This window comes from Micromonospora yongxingensis (genome assembly GCF_052601155.1).
On the sequence record NZ_JBQXEO010000002.1, the window covers coordinates 255,354 to 271,710 of the forward strand.

General features: G+C 71.4%; 11 protein-coding genes and 1 pseudogene. 4 read left to right on the forward strand and 8 right to left on the reverse strand.

The annotated features are described in order from the left end of the window. Positions 1-32: 32 nt before the first annotated feature. Positions 33-2,921, reverse strand: a pseudogene (locus ACTWLT_RS04380) (glycoside hydrolase family 9 protein). 286 nt (positions 2,922-3,207) lie between these two features. Here ACTWLT_RS04380 and ACTWLT_RS04385 point away from each other — a divergent pair. Both ACTWLT_RS04385 and ACTWLT_RS04390 read left to right on the forward strand, forming a co-directional pair. Next, positions 3,208-4,002, forward strand: a complete 795-nt coding sequence (locus ACTWLT_RS04385; RefSeq protein ID WP_445317232.1) for an LPXTG cell wall anchor domain-containing protein — start codon at positions 3,208-3,210, stop codon at positions 4,000-4,002. 279 nt (positions 4,003-4,281) lie between these two features. Next, entirely contained in the window at positions 4,282-5,847 is a 1,566-nt protein-coding gene (locus ACTWLT_RS04390; RefSeq protein ID WP_445317233.1) for an aldehyde dehydrogenase family protein, read from the forward strand. Between the two features lie 61 nt (positions 5,848-5,908). Here the strand turns inward: ACTWLT_RS04390 and ACTWLT_RS04395 are convergent, their stop codons facing one another. Together ACTWLT_RS04395 and ACTWLT_RS04400 are read right to left on the reverse strand one after the other, a co-directional pair. Continuing rightward, the gene (locus ACTWLT_RS04395; RefSeq protein WP_445317234.1) at positions 5,909-6,967 is read right to left on the reverse strand and encodes a GNAT family N-acetyltransferase; all 1,059 of its coding nucleotides are present in this window, start codon (positions 6,965-6,967) and stop codon (positions 5,909-5,911) included. Positions 6,968-7,058: 91 nt separating this feature from the next. After that, a complete protein-coding gene (locus tag ACTWLT_RS04400; protein WP_445317235.1) occupies positions 7,059-7,763 on the reverse strand; it encodes an ACT domain-containing protein in 705 nt (234 codons plus the stop codon). A gap of 149 nt (positions 7,764-7,912) precedes the next feature. On the opposite strand from ACTWLT_RS04400, the gene ACTWLT_RS04405 reads away from it, so the two are divergent. After that, a complete protein-coding gene (locus tag ACTWLT_RS04405) occupies positions 7,913-8,992 on the forward strand; it encodes a phosphotransferase family protein (RefSeq protein ID WP_445317236.1) in 1,080 nt (359 codons plus the stop codon). Further along, entirely contained in the window at positions 8,992-10,212 is a 1,221-nt protein-coding gene (locus ACTWLT_RS04410; RefSeq protein ID WP_445317237.1) for an acyl-CoA dehydrogenase family protein, read from the forward strand. The genes ACTWLT_RS04405 and ACTWLT_RS04410 overlap by 1 nt, the downstream gene beginning before the upstream one ends. 152 nt (positions 10,213-10,364) lie before the next feature. Here the strand turns inward: ACTWLT_RS04410 and ACTWLT_RS04415 are convergent, their stop codons facing one another. From ACTWLT_RS04415 to ACTWLT_RS04435, 5 genes are all read right to left on the reverse strand, one after another. Next, a complete protein-coding gene (locus ACTWLT_RS04415; protein ID WP_445317238.1) occupies positions 10,365-11,411 on the reverse strand; it encodes a LacI family DNA-binding transcriptional regulator in 1,047 nt (348 codons plus the stop codon). 82 nt (positions 11,412-11,493) lie between these two features. Then, positions 11,494-12,927: a GH1 family beta-glucosidase gene (locus ACTWLT_RS04420; RefSeq protein WP_445317239.1), complete on the reverse strand. Its 1,434-nt coding sequence runs from the start codon at positions 12,925-12,927 to the stop codon at positions 11,494-11,496. Next, positions 12,924-13,766 (reverse strand): carbohydrate ABC transporter permease, encoded by an 843-nt coding sequence (locus ACTWLT_RS04425; protein WP_445317240.1) that lies wholly within the window; start codon positions 13,764-13,766, stop codon positions 12,924-12,926. The genes ACTWLT_RS04420 and ACTWLT_RS04425 overlap by 4 nt, the downstream gene beginning before the upstream one ends. A 10-nt stretch (positions 13,767-13,776) precedes the next feature. Next, positions 13,777-14,748: a carbohydrate ABC transporter permease gene (locus ACTWLT_RS04430; protein ID WP_445317241.1), complete on the reverse strand. Its 972-nt coding sequence runs from the start codon at positions 14,746-14,748 to the stop codon at positions 13,777-13,779. A 109-nt stretch (positions 14,749-14,857) separates the two neighbouring features. Then, positions 14,858-16,144: an ABC transporter substrate-binding protein gene (locus ACTWLT_RS04435; protein WP_445317242.1), complete on the reverse strand. Its 1,287-nt coding sequence runs from the start codon at positions 16,142-16,144 to the stop codon at positions 14,858-14,860. Positions 16,145-16,357: the final 213 nt, after the last annotated feature.

A 16,357-nucleotide genomic window follows, 5' to 3' on the forward strand; every position in this document is an offset into this window, starting at 1 on the left:
GGCAACTGTCCACGACCTCTGGGTGGATCGGGTCAGGCGAGGGTGCAGGCGGAGCCGTTGAGGGTGAAGGCGGCGGGTTTCGGGTTGCTGCCGGAGTGGGTGCCGTTGAAGCCGAAGCTCGTTGACGCCCCCGGGGCCAGGGTGCCGTTGTAGGAGAGGTTCGTGGCGGTCACCGCCGCGCCGCTCTGGCTGACCGTCGCCGACCAGCCCTGGCTGACGGTCTGCCCGGCGGGGAAGCTGAACCGCAGGGACCAGCCGTTGATCGCGCTGGTGCCCGTGTTGGTGATCGTCACCGTGGCGGTGAAGCCGGTGCTCCAGTCGCTGGTGACGTACCCCACCGAGCAGGCGCCGCCGACGGGCGGGGGCGCGGTGGTGACGGCGACCGGCGCGGACGCCGCGGAGGTGTTGCCGGCCGCGTCCACGGCCACCACGAAGAACTGGTACGCCGTGGAGGCGGTCAGCCCGGACACCGCCAGCGTGGTGCCGGTCGGCGAGCCGACCAGCGCGTCGGTCGCACCGGCCTCGCGGTAGACGCGGTACCCGGTGACGCCGACGTTGTCGGTGGACGCCGCCCAGCTCAGGGTGAGCCCGGTGGCGGTGACCGCCGAGGCGACCGGGGTGCCGGGCGCGGTGGGCGCGGTGGTGTCGGCGGTGCCGGCCGGTGGCGTGGTCACGCTGAGCGTCGGCGAGGCGGCCGACGTGTTGCCGGCGCCGTCGCGGGCCACGACCGTGAACTGGTACGTCCGCTCCGGCAGCAGCGTCGAGATGGTCAGCGAGGTGCCGGTGACCGGCCGGATGACGACCACGTCGTTGCCGACCAGGAATTCGCGGACCTCGTAGCCGGCCAGGCCGCTGCCGCCGGTGTCGGTGGAAGCTGGCCAGGTCAGGGTGACCGACCGTGGGGTCAGGTTGGACGGGACCGGGGTGCCGGGCGCGGTCGGCGCGGTGGTGTCCGGCACGGCCGGTCCCGGCTCGTCGCCCCAGACCCGGGTGCTGCCGGAGTAGAGCGGCACCTTCCGGTTGGGCCCGGCGGTGGCCTGGTACGACGGGTCGTTGGTCGGGTCCCAGGTGCCGCCCTCCGGCACCCCGATCTTGAACTGGACCTCCATCCGGTGCTGCGACTGCCCGGCCGGGGCGATGGTGTGCCCGGCGCAGTCCACCTCGACGTACCAGATGTCCCCGCTGAACTGCTTGGCCGTGGTCGGGGACGGGCAGCCCTGGGTGTAGCCGGCGGTGACCTGCACCGGCCCGGTGCCCTCGGGGCGGAAGTAGTACCGGAACCGGCCGTCGGTCAGCGCACGGGCCGGGAACGCCGACTTGTTGTAGATGATGGCCTTGAGCCCGGTGGCCCGCGGCTCGGCCTGCATCACCGTGGTCTCCACGGTCAGCTCGTCGATGTCCGGCGTCTCGGCGACCGGAAAGTTCGCCAGCGGAGTGCCGCCGTACTCGGAGGTCAGCCGGACCAGCGCGGACGTGAAGCCGGCGTTGTAGTCGGTGGCCACCTCGTTCATCACGTAGTCCGACCGGCTGTCGCTGTACGCGTCGTTGGCCGAGGACGGACCGCCGACCAGCGCGCCGTACAGGGTGTGCCGGGTCTCCACCGGCACGGTCTGGCTGTCCCACCAGGAGCCGTGCGCGGTGCGGTGGTGCGGGTTGCGCGGTGCGTTGGCGCCGAACCCGATGACGTAGCTGGAGTTTCGCGGGTTGTCGCCGAGCGCGTAGTTGATCTGCCGGACGGCGAAGTCGTGGTAGCGGGCCTTGCGGGTCGCGTCGGTGGTCTTGTCGCTGTAGACCAGCGCGGCGAAGGAGGTGTTGGCCGCGTAGCGCAGGGCTCCCCAGGAGTCGAGCACCGCCATGCCGCCCGGTGAGTAGGGCACCCGCTGCCCGTTCACGCCGACGGTCCAGTAGTCCAGCCACCGGTTGGCGTCGTCGACGTACTTCTGCTTGCCGGTCAGGTTGGCCAGCAGCACGTACGCGCCGAACTGCTTGTTGTCTCAGGCGATCGTCCACTTGTAGGAGCGGGTGGTGGACTGGTTCTCGGTGCCGAGCTTGTCGTACTCGCTCTCCGCCTTGGCGAGATAGCTGGCCTCGCCGGTGGCCCGGTGCAGCCAGATCGCGCCCCACACCAGCTCGTCCTGCCAGCCGCTCCAGGAGCGGTAGAAGCTGGTCGCGTCGGTGATGCACTCGTGGTACGACTTCCGCACCGTGTCGGCGAAGGTGTAGAGCTGCCGGGCGTGCCCGAGCAGCCGGTCGGCGTAGGCGGCGTCGGTGGGCCGGAACACCATCGAGGAGGCGGCCATCGCGGCCGCCGTCTCCCCCGCCAAGTCCGCGCCGCCACAGCTCGCATCGATCTTGTACGCGGGCCGCGCCATCGGCATCACCTCGGCCGGGCCCCACCACTTGTGGTCGTCGTCGCCCTTGCCGACCTGTCCGTAGAGGACGTTCGGCGCGGGGTGCGCCTTGATGAAGTAGTCGTTGACGAAGCGCAGGTTGTTCAGCAGGTGGGGCAACTGCCCGGAGGCGGTGTAGCCGCCGCGGTACTCGACCGCGCCCCAGGCGAGCATGGTGGCGCTGAACGCCATGGGGAATCCGAACTTGACGTGGTCGCCGGCGTCGTACCAGCCGCCGGTGAGGTCCAGGCCGGCGTCGGCGCCGTCGGTGAGCGCGCTGTCGCCGCGCCAGGAGACCCGGTTCCAGTCGGGCAGCCGGCCGGACTGCTGCGCCTCGTAGAAGAGCAGCGACTTCTGCAACGCCTCGGCGTAGTTGAAGGCCGGCGCGGCCGACGCCGGCCCGGCCGCGGGTGCGGTGACGGCGAGGGCCAGGCCGGTGAGCAGGGCGACGCCGGCGGCCACCAGCCGCCGGGGCCAGGGCTGGTCGGTCACCGGTGACCGGCCGGGGAACGGCCGGGTGGGTTGGCGCATGGCGGACTCCTGTCGGTGGCGGAGTGACCACAGGCTATGGAAGCGCTCCCATGGATAAGCGACAATGTAATGTGGACGGCCGAGAATGGGAAGGTCGGTGGGCGCCGGCAGCGTCGAAACGACCGCACGCGTTACAGCGACACGCGGTCGCGGCACGAAAAAGTCGCCCGGATTCCGCATCCTGCCCGGCACGTCGTCGCAGCTCAGGCCGATTGACCGATGTCGTACGAAGATCCCGCGCATGGGATCATGTGCCGTCCCCTCGGCCAATCTCGGAGGAATCCTCATGCCACTGCGTCGGCGCCTGGCGCGCGCGGCCGTCTGCACGGCCGCCGCCACGGCCGGTCTCGCCATCGCCACCCCGGCGTTCGCGTCGCCCAACGTCACCCATCCCGCCCTGCGCCAGGACGGCGAGCACATCGTGGCGACGAACAACAACTTCAACCAGGGCTTCGGCACGTGCGCCCCCGGCCAGCAGACCGGCCAGGACATCTGGGTGTTCATCTGGCCCGGCAACGGTGTCGACAGCGTCGACGCGGTGCGGATCGGCTGGGACACCGACAACAACGGCACCGCCGACACCTACAAGACCCTCGCCGACGGTCACTTCACCACGGACAACGGCGCCAAGAAGGTCTGGTTCGCCACGCCGTCCGGATGGAAGCTGGAGACCGGCGAGTCCACCATCCACGGACAGGTTCCGCAGAACCTCTTCAACCTGACCCACACCTGCGCGGGCACCGGCAGCAGCCAGTCGCCGAGCCCGAGCCCGTCGAACACCGGATCGCCGACGCCGTCGACCTCCGTCTCGCCGTCGGGCTCCACCTCTCCGTCGACCTCCGTCTCGCCGTCGGGGTCCACCTCCCCGTCGACGTCCGTCTCGCCGTCGGAGTCGACCGCGCCGTCGGGCTCGGTCTCGCCGTCGGAGGGCACGGGGTCCGGCGGTGACACCGGAGGCGGCCTGCCGCTGACCGGTGTGGCCGTGACCGGCTTCGCGCTGAGCGGCGTCGCCCTCATCGTCGGTGGCGCCCTGCTGCTGATGCTGCGTCGCCGCCGGGACCGGATCACCTTCACCAGCTGATCCCAGCGCACACCGCGACCGGCCGTCGGAGCACTCCGGCGGCCGGTCGCCGTACGTCGCCCGGAGGTACGTCACATCATCGACGCTTATTGATTTAACAACTGGCGTTCCCGCAGCTCGCGCCGGATACCTCAGGGCGGTTCGGCGGGATGCACGGGCAGCGCGCGGCCAGCCAGACAAACGTACTGTTGCTGACCCGCTACCCGGCGCGAGACAGTACCGATCACCAGTGGTGCCATCGACGCCGCCGCTCCCCCGGACAACCCTGAGGAGAACGCGATGGCACTACGACTCGCCGAGGGCACCGCATGGTCCGACGTCCTCGCCCGCGCGGTGGCCGCCACCCCGGAGGCGTTCGGCGCCGAGGTCGACGGCGTCACCACCCTGCACAACCTGGTCGAAGGCGACTGGCGGGCCGTCGGCAGCCCCGCCCCGGTCCGCACCCCGGTGGACAACACCGTCGTGATCAACCTGGCCCGCCTCGACGCCGACACCGCCCGCGCCGCCGTCACGCACGCCGCCGCCGCGCACCGGACCTGGGCACAGACCCCGCTCGCCGAGCGCAAGGCCCGGGTCACCGACGCACTCGACGCGCTCACCGCCCACCGCGACCTGCTCGCGCTGCTGCTGGTCTGGGAGATCGGCAAGCCGTGGCGGCTGGCCTGCGCCGACGTGGACCGCGCACTGGACGGCGTCCGCTGGTACGCGGGCGAGATCGACCGGATGCTCGCCGACGGCCGCGAGCCGCTGGCCGGCCCGGTCAGCAACATCGCGTCGTGGAACTACCCGATGAGCGTCCTCGTGCACGCCGAACTGGTCCAACTGCTCGCCGGCAACGCCGTCATCGCCAAGACCCCGTCGCAGGGCGGCGCCGTCTGTCTCACCGTCGCGCACGCGCTGATGCGCCGGGCCGGCCTGCCCGCCACGCTGGTCTCCGGCGGCGGCGAGGAACTGTCCGAAGTGCTGGTCCGGGCACCGGAGATCGGGGCGGTGGCGTTCGTCGGCGGGCGCTCCAACGGGGGCAAGGTGGCCGCCGCGCTGCTCGACAGCGACAAGCGACACTTCATCGAGCAGGAGGGCCTCAACGCCTGGGGCATCTGGAACTTCTCCCAGTGGGACCTGCTCGCCGCGCACCTCAAGAAGGGCTTCGAGTACGGCAAGCAGCGCTGCACCGCGTACCCCCGGTTCGTGGTGCAGCGCGACCTGGTCGACGAGTTCCTCGACATGTACCTGCCGGTGGTCCGCTCCGTCCGGTTCGGACACCCGCTCGCCGTGGACGAGACCTGGCAGGCCGGCGACCCGCTGCCCGAGCTGGACTTCGGGCCGCTGATCAGCGCCGCCAAGGCCGACGAGCTGCGCCGCAAGGTCGACGAGGCGGTCCGCGGCGGTGCGGTGCCGCTGCACCGGGGCAAGCTGACCGGCGCACCGTTCCTGCCGGGGCAGGACACCTCGGCGTACGTGGCGCCGTCGGTGCTGCTCGCCCCGCCCGGCCGGTCCCGCCTGATGCACGCCGAGCCGTTCGGGCCGGTCGACACGATCGTCGTGGTCGACACCACCGACGAGTTGCTGGCCGCCATGAACGCCTCCAACGGCGCGCTGGTCGCCTCGCTGGCCTGCGACGACACCGACGAGGCCGGCAAGCTCGCCGTGGATCTCCAGGCGTTCAAGGTGGGCATCAACAAGCCGCGCTCCCGGGGCGACCGGGACGAGGCGTTCGGCGGTCGGGGCGCGTCCTGGAAGGGCGCGTTCGTCGGCGGTGACCTGCTGGTGCAGGCGGTGACCGTCGGCGGCGACAGCCGGCTCTACGGCAACTTCCCCGACTACAGCAGCTATCCCGCCACCTGACCGACCGGGCACCGGCCCCCTGGCGTGCCCGCCAGGGGGCCGGTGTCAGCAGGGACCGCTGCTACGCACCGGGCGTCAGGAAGGTGCCCTTCCTCGCCACCGCGACGGTGAGGGTGAGAAGCGCGCCGTCGCGTTCGGCGACGCTCGGCCGGTGCAGCCGGCGCAGGGTACGCAGCATCGGGGCGTTCTCGGCCCCGACGTGCAGCAGCAGCGCCGCGAACCCGACCCGCTCGGCGTGCCCGGCCAGCCGGCGCAGCAGTGCCGAGCCGAGCCCCCGCCGCTGCCAGTCGTCACGCACCAGCAGCGCCACCTCGGCCTCGTCGCCCTCGCCGAGCAGGTTCGCCATCGCGACCACGGACTCCGCCGCGCCGTCGTACGCCGTGGTCGTGGCGATCAGGGTCAACCCCCGCCTCGGCTCCAGCAACCGGCGCAACCGGTCCGGCGACGGCAGCGACGCCCCGCCCAGGTAGCGCCGCTGCCGGCTGCGCGGAGAGCACCCCTCGTGCAGCTCCAGCACGCCGGACAGGTCGTCGGCGCAGGCCGGCCGGACGGTCAGCTCGGCGCCGTCGGGCAGCACCAGGGTGACCTGTTCCGTGGCCCGGCGCGCCGCGGTGGCGGCCAGCTCGACCAGGGCCTGCGCCCGGGCGTACTCCGCCGGGGTGAAGGCGGGTGCCGCCCGCCGCAGCGCGAACGAGCCACCGGCCGGGTCGGCCAGCAGCATGGTGGCGCCCACGATCCCCCGGTCGACGCTGGTCAACGCCGGCCGCCAGGTGACCGAGTCCGCGCCGAGCAGTGTCCGCAGTGCCTCGCCCGTCGCGTCCGGGTCACGCACCAGCCGGTTCGCCAGCCCCAGCACCCGGGTGGGCTGGTCGACCAGGCCGCGCGCCTCGCTGCGCGCCACCCAGCAGTCCCTGCCCCGGCCCCGCTCGACGGCGGCGACCAGACCGGCCTCGTCGAGCGCGTCCGGCGCGTCGACCAGGAAGTCGTCCACCGCGCCCTGCTCGGTGGGCTGCACCTGCACGGTGAGGATGTTGACCCCGCGCAACGCGAGGCTCGCCGTGAGGACCGACAGGTAACCCGGCCGGTCGTCCACGGTGGCTCGGATCCGCCACAACGTCATGGTTGGCTCCCTTCCCCCGGGTACGAGCCTCGCCCCCGGCTGTTGCCGCCCGGTTGCTCACCGGTGACGGCCCGGGAACTCCTCGGTCCGTTCAGGGACCGGCGACCACCGGAGGCGCGCCGACCAGGTCCAGCCGGTCACCGAGGATCACCGCGCTGGCCCGGACGAGCTGGGTGAGCCGGTCCACCTCCGTGCTGTGGAACGCGGCGGCGGAGAGGGTGTCGCTGCGCTCGCGGGCCACCACCAGCACCAGGCCGGCCCGGCCGAAGGGCGCGATCGCGTGGTGGGTGCCGTCGGGCGTGGTCATCGACCGGCCGCGCAGCGGGGTCACCTCCGGCAGTCGCAGCGGTACGGGAGCCCGCCAGCTCGCGCACCCGACGGTCGCCCCGCCGGTGCCGCCGGCCCGCGAGGCCCAGTCCAGCGGCACCACGGCGGCAACGGCCCAGTCGGCCGCCAGCAGCCCCGGTACCGCGTCGACCAGGGTGGCCAGCCCGTCGGCCGGGTTCGCCGCGACCTGGGCCAGCAGCTCCGCGTCCTGGCCGGTGGTGGTGGGCGCGCCGATCGCCCGCCACACCCCGTCCACCCGGACGCCCGGAATCGCCGCGAGACCGGCCAGCAGCCGCTCCACCCGGGCCGCGCCCGGCCAGACCACCGTGAAGTCGTCGACCGCGCGCCCGCCGAGCCGCTCCAGGACCACCACCTGGACGATGTCCGCACCGGACACGCCCAGCGTGCGGGCGACCTGGCCGAGCGTGCCCGGACGGTCCGGCAGGGTGACCCGAACTCGCAGCAACATCTCTGTCCCTCCGCTCGGCGGGCCGGCTTGGGCGGCCGGCAGGCTGGGCACCAGCCTGGTCGTTGACCATTTCGTCCCTGTTGCAGAGGCATGTCCCGAGGGCAAAATCTGACCTTGACAACATGGCCGACCTGCCATCAACTATTCGGATGACCGATCCGGCCGTCGACGCGCTCCGGCCGGAGGCCAACCCGGCCTCCCCCGCGGGCCTGGACCTGGACCGGCTCGCCGGTTACCTCACCACGCACCGGCCCGACCTCGCCGGTGGGCCGCTGCGGGCCCGGCTGATCGCCGGCGGCAAGTCCAACCTCACCTACTCGCTGCACCTCGGCGACCGCGAGGTGGTGCTGCGCCGCCCGCCGCTGGGGCACGTGCTGGCGACCGCGCACGACATGGCCCGCGAGTTCCGGGTCATCTCGGCGCTGGCGTCGACCGACGTGCCGGTACCCGGGGCGCTGCTGCTCTGCACCGACCCGGAGGTGCTCGGGGCGCCGTTCTACCTCATGGAGCGGATGCCCGGCGAGGTGTTCCGCACCCGCGCACAGACCGACCCCCTGGGCGACGAACGACGCCGGGCCCTCGCGATGGCGATGATGGACACCCTCGCGGCACTGCACAGCGTCGAGCCGTCCACGGTGGGGCTGAGCGACTTCGGCCGCCCGGAGGGCTACCTGGCCCGGCAGGTCCGCCGCTGGGGCGGGCAGCTCGACCGCTCGCGCAGCCGAGACCTGCCCGGCATCGACGAGCTGCGTGACCTGCTGGCGGCGACCGCCCCGGAGGGCGCGAACGCCGGCCGGATCGTGCACGGCGACTACCGGCTGGACAATCTCCTCGCCTCAGCCGACCCGGTGGCCGTGCACGCCGTCCTCGACTGGGAGATGGCCACCCTCGGCGACCCCCTCGCCGACCTGGGGCTGCTCCTGACGTACTGGGACGTGCTGGGCGGCAGCGAGACGGCCGAGGGCAACCCGGTCGCCGACGGGCTCGGGCCGCGCGCCGGCTTCCCCACCGGCGCCGAGCTGATCGACCGGTACGCCGGACGCAGCGACGTCGACGTCGGGCCGCTGCACTGGCACGTGGCACTCGGCTGTTTCAAGCTCGCGGTGATCTGCGAGGGCATCCACTACCGCCACACGCTCGGGCAGACGCTCGGCGAGGGCTTCGACCGGATCGGCGAGATGGTGGCACCGCTGGTCGCGCACGGGCTGACCGCCGCCAGGGAGCGGTGATGGACTTCTCGTACGACACCCGGACCGAGGAGCTGCGCGACGAGCTGACCCGGTTCCTGACCGAACACGTCTACCCGGCCGAGGCGGTGCACGCCGAGCAGGCGGCCGCCGGTGATCCGTGGTCGCGTACCCCGGTGCTGGCGGAGCTGAAGGCGGAGGCCCGCAAGCGCGGCCTGTGGAACCTGTTCCTGCCCGACCCGCGCTACGGCGCCGGCCTGACCAACCTCCAGTACGCCCCGCTCGCCGAACTGACCGGCCGCAGCCCGCACCTGGCGCCCGAGGCGGTCAACTGCGCCGCGCCGGACACCGGCAACATGGAGCTGCTGGCCGAGTTCGGCTCGGACGCACAGCGCGAGCGCTGGCTCACGCCGCTGCTGGAGGGCGAGATCCGGTCGGCGTTCTGCATGACCGAACCGGACGTCGCCTCGTCCGACGCCACCAACATCGCCACCCGGATCACCCGCGACGGCGACGAGTACGTGATCAACGGCCGCAAGTGGTGGTCGTCCGGTGCGATGGACCCACGCTGCGAGATCTTCATCGTGATGGGCAAGACCGACCCGGACGCGGACCGGCACCGCCAGCAGAGCATGGTGCTGGTCCCCCGGGACACGCCGGGGGTGACCATCCGCCGGGGCATGACCGTCTTCGGCTACACCGACGGCACCCACGGCGGGCATGCCGAGATCGACTTCACCGACGTCCGGGTGCCGGCGGAGAACCTGATCGGCGCCGAGGGCGCGGGCTTCGCCATCGCCCAGGCCCGGCTGGGCCCGGGCCGCATCCACCACTGCATGCGGCTCATCGGGATGGCCGAGCGTGCGCTGGAGCTGCTCTGCCGGCGCGTCAGCGAGCGGGTGGCGTTCGGTCGGCCGCTGGCCGAACAGGGCGTGGTCCGCGAGTGGATCGCCGAGTCACGGGTGCGCATCGAGCAGGCCCGGCTGCTGGTGCTCAAGACGGCCTGGCTGATGGACACCGTCGGCAACAAGGGCGCGCACACCGAGATCCAGGCCATCAAGATCGGCACGCCGGCGATGGCGGAGTGGGTGATCGACAAGGCCATCCAGGGGTACGGCGGCGCCGGCGTCAGCCAGGACACCCCGCTGGCCGCCCTGTGGGCGCAGACCCGCACCCTGCGCCTGGCCGACGGCCCCGACGAGGTCCACCGATCCTCCCTCGCCAAACGCGAACTCCGCCGCTGGACCCCCACCCCCGCCTAACCCACAGCGCACCGCCGCGCGCGCGGCCCGCAAGATCGCGCTCGATCCACGATGCAGTGCCCTCACACCCGCCCACCACCACTACATCCAGGATCGAGCGCGATCCTGCACGCACGGGGGCCGGCGGGCGGGGGTGGGGGCCGGTGGGGGCGTCAGGCGGAGGCGCGGTGGATCAGTTGGGTGTCCAGGAGGATGTGGGGGGCGGGGAGGTCGTCGCCGCGGATCCGGGCGACCAGCAGCCGGGCCATCTGCCGGCCCATCTCCTCCACCGGCTGGAAGACCGTGGTCAGCGGCGGGTCCGCCTGCCGGGCGATCGGCGCGTCGTCGAAGCCGATCACGGCGACGTCGTCGGGGACCCGCCGACCGGCCTCCCGCAGGGTACGCAGCGCGCCGAACGCCATCAGGTCGGACGCGACGAAGACCGCGTCCAGGTCCGGACAGGCGTCCAGCAGCCGGCGCATACCGACCGCGCCGCTGCCCTCGCTGAAGTCGCCGTACGCGATCAGGTCGGGGTTGACGCCGGCTCCGGTGGCCTTGACGGCCTCGGTGTAGCCGGCCAACCGGGCCAGGCCGGCGCCCATGTCCTGCGGCCCGGCGATGGTGGCGATGCGACGCCGCCCCCGGCCGGCCAGGTACTCCACGGCCTGCCGGGCGCCGCCAACGTTGTCCACGTCGACGAACCAGGCCGGCTGGGCGCCGGGTTGCAGCATCCGGGCGGGCCGGCCGCCGAGCACGGCGGGCAGGCCGCGTTCCTCCAGCAGGGTCGGCAGCGGGTCGGAGTCGTGCAACGACAGCAGGAGTACGCCGTCGACGTGCTGGTTGGTCAGGTGGTGCTCGACGCGCTCCCGCTCCACGGGCGACTGGGCCATCGCCAGCCAGAGCTGCATCGGTGTCTCCAGCAGCCCGGAGCTGATGCCCCGCACGATGCCGGCGAAGAACGGCTCGGTGAAGACCCGTTCACCGGATTCGGACACGACCAGCGCGACGGAGTCGGTCCGCTGGGTGACGAGGGCGCGGGCCGCCCGGTTCGGCACGTACCCCAGCTCGGCGATGGCCTGTTGGACCGCGGCCCGGGCCTCCGGGCTGACCTGGGGCGAGCCGTTGACCACGCGGGAGACCGTGCCCCGGCCCACGCCGGCGCGGGCCGCGACCGCATCGAGGGTCGGGCGCCCGAGCGACCGGGTGCGCTGCGTTGTCATCGTCTGCTCCTCCGACGGCGGGCGGGCCCGGTGCCACCTTCTGGAGGTGGACACCAGGACCGCCCTGATGGCTGGCCCGAGCCTATTGTGCGGCCAGACCGTTGCGTCGGATCACCGAGGCGTACCACCTGGCGCTGGACTTGGGGATGCGGACCTGGGTGTCGTAGTCGACGTGGATCATGCCGAAACGCTTGGTGTAACCCCAGGCCCACTCGAAATTATCCATCAGCGACCAGGCGAAGTATCCCCGCAGGGGCACCCCGGCGTTGATCGCCTCGTGCGCGGCACGCAGGTGGGCGTCGAAGTAGGCGAGCCGGTCGACGTCGTCGACCTGCCCGTCGACGACCGTGTCGACGAACGCGGAACCGTTCTCGGTGACGTAGAGCGGCAGGTCCGTGTACTCCTCGTGCACCCGGCGCAGCGTCTCGACCAGGCCCGGGGCGTCGATCTCCCAGTTCATGTCGGTGACCGGGACGCCCCGGGTGACGAACCGGACGTCCTCGCTGCCCGGCCAGCACGACGGTGCCCGCCAGTACGGCTCCGGCTCGGCGCCCTCGACCGGGCCGCCGACAACGTGCCGGCTGTAGTAGTTGATCCCGACCAGGTCCAGCGGCGTGGAGATGGTCGCCAGGTCGCCGTCGCGCACGTGGCCGAAGTCGGTCACGGCGCTCAGGTCGGCCACCAGGTCGGCCGGGTACGACCCGCGCAGCAGCGGGTCGAGGAAGAACCGGTTCGCCAGCGCGTCGATCCGCCGTGCGGCGTCCACGTCACCGGGAGCGTCGCTGGCCGGGTCGACCGGGTACAGGTTGACGGTCACGCCCACCTCGGCGTCGGGCCGCGCGGCCCGCAGCGCCTGTACGGCCAGGCCGTGCCCGAGCATCAGGTGGTGCCCGGCACGGACCGCGTCCGCCCCGTCGGACCGGCCGGGGGCGTGCACGCCGGAGCCGTAGCCGAGGAACGCCGAGCACCAGGGCTCGTTCAGCGTGGTCCAGTAGCGCACCCGGTCGCCGAGCGCGTCGGCGACCAGCGCCGTGTAGTCGGCGAAGCGGGCCGCGGTCTCCCGGGCGGGCCAGCCGCCCGCGTCCTCCAGCGGCTGTGGCAGGTCCCAGTGGTAGAGGGTGAGCCACGGCTCGATGCCGTGCCCCAGCAGCTCGTCCACGAGCCGGCGGTAGAAGTCCAGGCCGCGCGGGTTGGCCGCGCCGGTGCCGCCGGGCTGCACCCGGGGCCAGGAGACCGAGAAACGGTACGACTTCAGGCCCAGCTCCGCCATCAGGGCGACGTCGTCGCCGAGTCGGTGGTAGTGGTCGCAGGCCACGTCGCCGGTGTGCCCGGCGACCACCCGGCCGTCGGTGTGGCTGAAGGTGTCCCAGATCGACGGGGTACGGCCGTCCTCGGCCGCTGCCCCCTCGATCTGGTACGCGGCGGTCGCGGCCCCCCACAGGAAGCCGGGCGGGAAGGTCAGCCCGGGGCGCTCGTCGAGGACGCCGACGGCGGGCGGGCTGGCGGGGTTGCTCACGACTTGACGGCACCTTCCATGATCCCGCCGATGATCTGGCGGCCGAACACGAGAAAGACGAGCACGAGGGGGATGGTGCCGATCGCCGTGGCGGCGAACACCTGCGAGTAGTCGGTGTAGTAGGCGTACGAGAGGAAGGAGAGCGAGACCTGAAGGGTCGGGTTCTCCGGGGTGAGGACGGCGTACGGCCAGAGGAACGAGTTCCAGGTCTCCATGAAGGTCAGCAGGCCGAGGACGCCGGCGGCGGGGCGCAGCGCCGGCAGCACGATGCTCCAGTAGATCCGGAACGTGCTCGCGCCGTCGACGCGGCCGGCCTCGATCAGCTCGTCGGAGATCGCCTGACTGGCGTACTGCCGCATCATGAACACGCCGAAGGCGCTGACCAGGAACGGCACGGTGACCGCGTAGAGGGTGTCGTACCACCCCAGATCCTGCATCATGCCCCAGAGCGGGATGAGGCCCATCTGGGTCGGGATCATCATGGTGATGATGATCGCCAGCAGGAGAGCGTTGCTGCCCCGGAACTTCAGTTTGGCGAAGGCGAACCCGGCCAGCGAACCGGTGAGCACCACCGACAGGGTGACCACCGAGGAGACGATGATCGAGTTCATCATGCCGGTGAGGAAGTTGGCGGCGTCGTTGTCGAGCACCCGTCCGAAGTTGTCCCCGAACGCTCCGCCGGGGGTCAGCGGCGGCGGCACGTCGTTGATGGAGTCCAGGCTGCGACTGCCGATCACCATCATGTAGTAGAACGGGTAGATCGACAGCAGCGCCGCCAGGACGAGCGCCACGTAGGTCAGCGGGCTGGCGCGCCACAGGCGCTGGGAAGCCGAGATCATTGATCTCTCCTCACTTCGCCGAGCGGCGGACGAGTAGGAAGTTGAACAGCGACACCACGACAATGATCATGAAGATCGCCCAGGCGACCGCGGCTCCGTAGCCTGCGGTGTTCAGGTTCTGGATGCCCATCTCGTACATGTACATGGCCAGCGTCTGGAACTGCCGCTGGTTGCCGCCGAGGATGTTGCCGTTGGCGAAGAGCAGCGGCTCGGTGAAGAGCTGCATGCCACCGATCGTGGACAGGATGACCACGAAGATGAAGGTGGGCTTGAGCATGGGCAGGGTGATCTGCCAGAACTGCCGCCACTGGCTGGCGCCGTCGATCGCCGCTGCCTCGTAGAGGTCCTTCGGGATCGCCTGCATGCCGGCGAGCAGGATCAGGGTGTTGTACCCGGTCCACCGCCAGTTGACCATGGAGGAGATGGCCATCCAGGAGCTCCACCGCTGCCCGTCCCAGTCGACCGCGTCGACGCCGACGAAGCTGAGCATCCAGTTGAACAGGCCGAACTCCCGCTGGAAGAGCATCCCGAAGACGATCGCGACGGCGGCCACCGAGACCACGTTCGGCATGAAGATGGCCATCCGGAAGAAGGTCTTGGCGCGCAGGAAGGTCCGGTTGAGCAGGTTCGCCAGGAAGAGGGCGAGCAACAGCTGCGGGATGGTCGACAGGGCGAAGATGCCGAGCGTGTTGACCAGCGCGTTCCAGAAGTACTCGTCGGAGAACAGCCGGGTGTAGTTGTCGAAGCCGATGAACGAGTGCTCGCCGATCATGTCCCAGTCGTGCAGCGACATCCAGGCGGTACGCACCATCGGGTACAGCCCGAACGCGCCGAAGATCAGGAAGAACGGGGCGATGTAGAGGTACGGCGAGTACTTGACGTCGAGACGGTTGAGGAGCCTTCCCCGGCGGAGTCGGGAAGGGACGTCGGGAGAAGGCGGTGCTGCTGGCGACGGCGGTGCCGTCGTGGCCGACAGGCTCATGCGAATTTCCTTTTCCGGCGAGGCCCGGGGGCCCTCGCGCAGGGCGCTACGCGGAGGGGACCGGCCGGTGGCGTCCGGGAAGCCCCGAACGCCACCGGCAGGGAATCACTCAGAAGGCACCCTGAGTCTTGGCGTCCTTCGTGAACTGCTCCCAGGCCTTCGCCTTGTCGGCCTGCCCGCTCTCGAACGCCCGCAGGGCCGGCTCGAGCGCGTTCTCCTTGACCGCCTGGTGCTTCGGGCCCAGGTGGGTCGGCTGGATCTTGGCGACGCTCTCCCCGAAGATCTTGCCGGTCGGCGCGTTGCTGAAGTACTCGTTGGTGTAGCTGATGAACGCGTCGTTCTTCAGCGCCTCCAGGTTGGTGGGCAGCGGGCCCTTGGCCTTGAAGGCCTCCACCTGGCTCTTCGCGTTGGTCAGGTACTCGGCGAGCTTCGCCGCCTCCTTCGGGTACTTGCTCTGCTCCGGAACCGCGAGCCACGAGCCGCCCCAGTTACCGCCGCCGCCCGGAACGGACGCCACGTCCCACTTGCCCTTGTTGGCCGCACCGGAGTTCTCCGAGACGATGCCGAGCATCCAGGACGGGCAGAAGGTGGCCGCGAAGGTGCCCTGCTTGAAGCCACCCGACCACTCCGGCGACCAGGTCTGCGCCTTGGCGGAGATGTCCGCCATCGAGGTGGCGGTCTCCCAGGCGTTCTTCACCGCGGGGCTGGTGTCCGCGATGATGTTGTTCTCCTTGTCGTAGAACAGGTCACCGTTGCCCTGGAACATCACGCCGTTGGAGACGGCGGTGATCGAGTCGATGAACGCCTTGCCGCCGCTGCCCTGCTTGTACTTCAGACCGGCGTCGTGGAAGCCCTTCCAGTCCGGCCAGAGCGCCGACACCTGGTCGCGCTCGGTGGGCAGACCGGCAGCCTGGAACAGGTCCTTGCGGTAGCAGACGGCGAGGCTGCCGACGTCGGTCGGCAGACCGAGCAGCCGGCCGTCCGGCGCCTTGCCCAGCTCCCACTTCCAGGGCAGGTACTCCGTGGAGTGGTCGGAGACCAACGGGTTGAGGTCGGCCCAGTTGCGCGGGTTGGCCTTGAACTCGTTGAGGATGCCCTCTTCCAGGGCGGTGACGTCCGCCGCGCCCTTGCCGGTGGCGAGGTAGCGGACCAGCTTCGGCCGGTACTCAGCGAGCTGTGCGGTCTTGCGCAGCTCGACCTTGATGCCGGTGTCCTTCTCGTACTGCTTGACAAGCTCTTCGTAACCGAATTCGCCGAAGGTGTCGACGACCAGCTTGGCCGGCTTCTCGCCGGCCGCCGGCTCGTCGTCCTTGCCACAGGCCGCGAGACCGCCGATTGCGGTGATCGCGGCCAGGGCAGCGGCCGCCAGGCGGGTACGCCGCGTGGTGACACTCATTCGCTGACCCCTCTTTCCGGTGGTGAGGCTGGGTGTGTGTGGTGGGGGGTGCCTGCCGCGCCGGTCCGGGGAGCGTGGGTGACCCACGCCACCCTCGGGAGCGCTCCCATGAGATTGCCGGCGGGTAACGGGGGTGTCAATAGGACGATGGGAGCGTTCCCAGATCGTTACCACGCTCGCCCACCCTGTTGATCACCGCCAGCGGCGGTGGGG

Bases quoted from the DNA above. Each gene is read 5' to 3' on its own strand.
- ACTWLT_RS04385 (WP_445317232.1), top strand. From the start codon at position 3,208: ATGCCACTGCGTCGGCGCCTGGCGCGCGCGGCCGTCTGCACGGCCGCC.
- ACTWLT_RS04390 (WP_445317233.1), top strand. From the start codon at position 4,282: ATGGCACTACGACTCGCCGAGGGCACCGCATGGTCCGACGTCCTCGCC.
- ACTWLT_RS04395 (WP_445317234.1), bottom strand. From the start codon at position 6,967: ATGACGTTGTGGCGGATCCGAGCCACCGTGGACGACCGGCCGGGTTAC.
- ACTWLT_RS04400 (WP_445317235.1), bottom strand. From the start codon at position 7,763: ATGTTGCTGCGAGTTCGGGTCACCCTGCCGGACCGTCCGGGCACGCTC.
- ACTWLT_RS04405 (WP_445317236.1), top strand. From the start codon at position 7,913: ATGACCGATCCGGCCGTCGACGCGCTCCGGCCGGAGGCCAACCCGGCC.
- ACTWLT_RS04410 (WP_445317237.1), top strand. From the start codon at position 8,992: ATGGACTTCTCGTACGACACCCGGACCGAGGAGCTGCGCGACGAGCTG.
- ACTWLT_RS04415 (WP_445317238.1), bottom strand. From the start codon at position 11,411: ATGACAACGCAGCGCACCCGGTCGCTCGGGCGCCCGACCCTCGATGCG.
- ACTWLT_RS04425 (WP_445317240.1), bottom strand. From the start codon at position 13,766: ATGATCTCGGCTTCCCAGCGCCTGTGGCGCGCCAGCCCGCTGACCTAC.
- ACTWLT_RS04430 (WP_445317241.1), bottom strand. From the start codon at position 14,748: ATGAGCCTGTCGGCCACGACGGCACCGCCGTCGCCAGCAGCACCGCCT.
- ACTWLT_RS04435 (WP_445317242.1), bottom strand. From the start codon at position 16,144: ATGAGTGTCACCACGCGGCGTACCCGCCTGGCGGCCGCTGCCCTGGCC.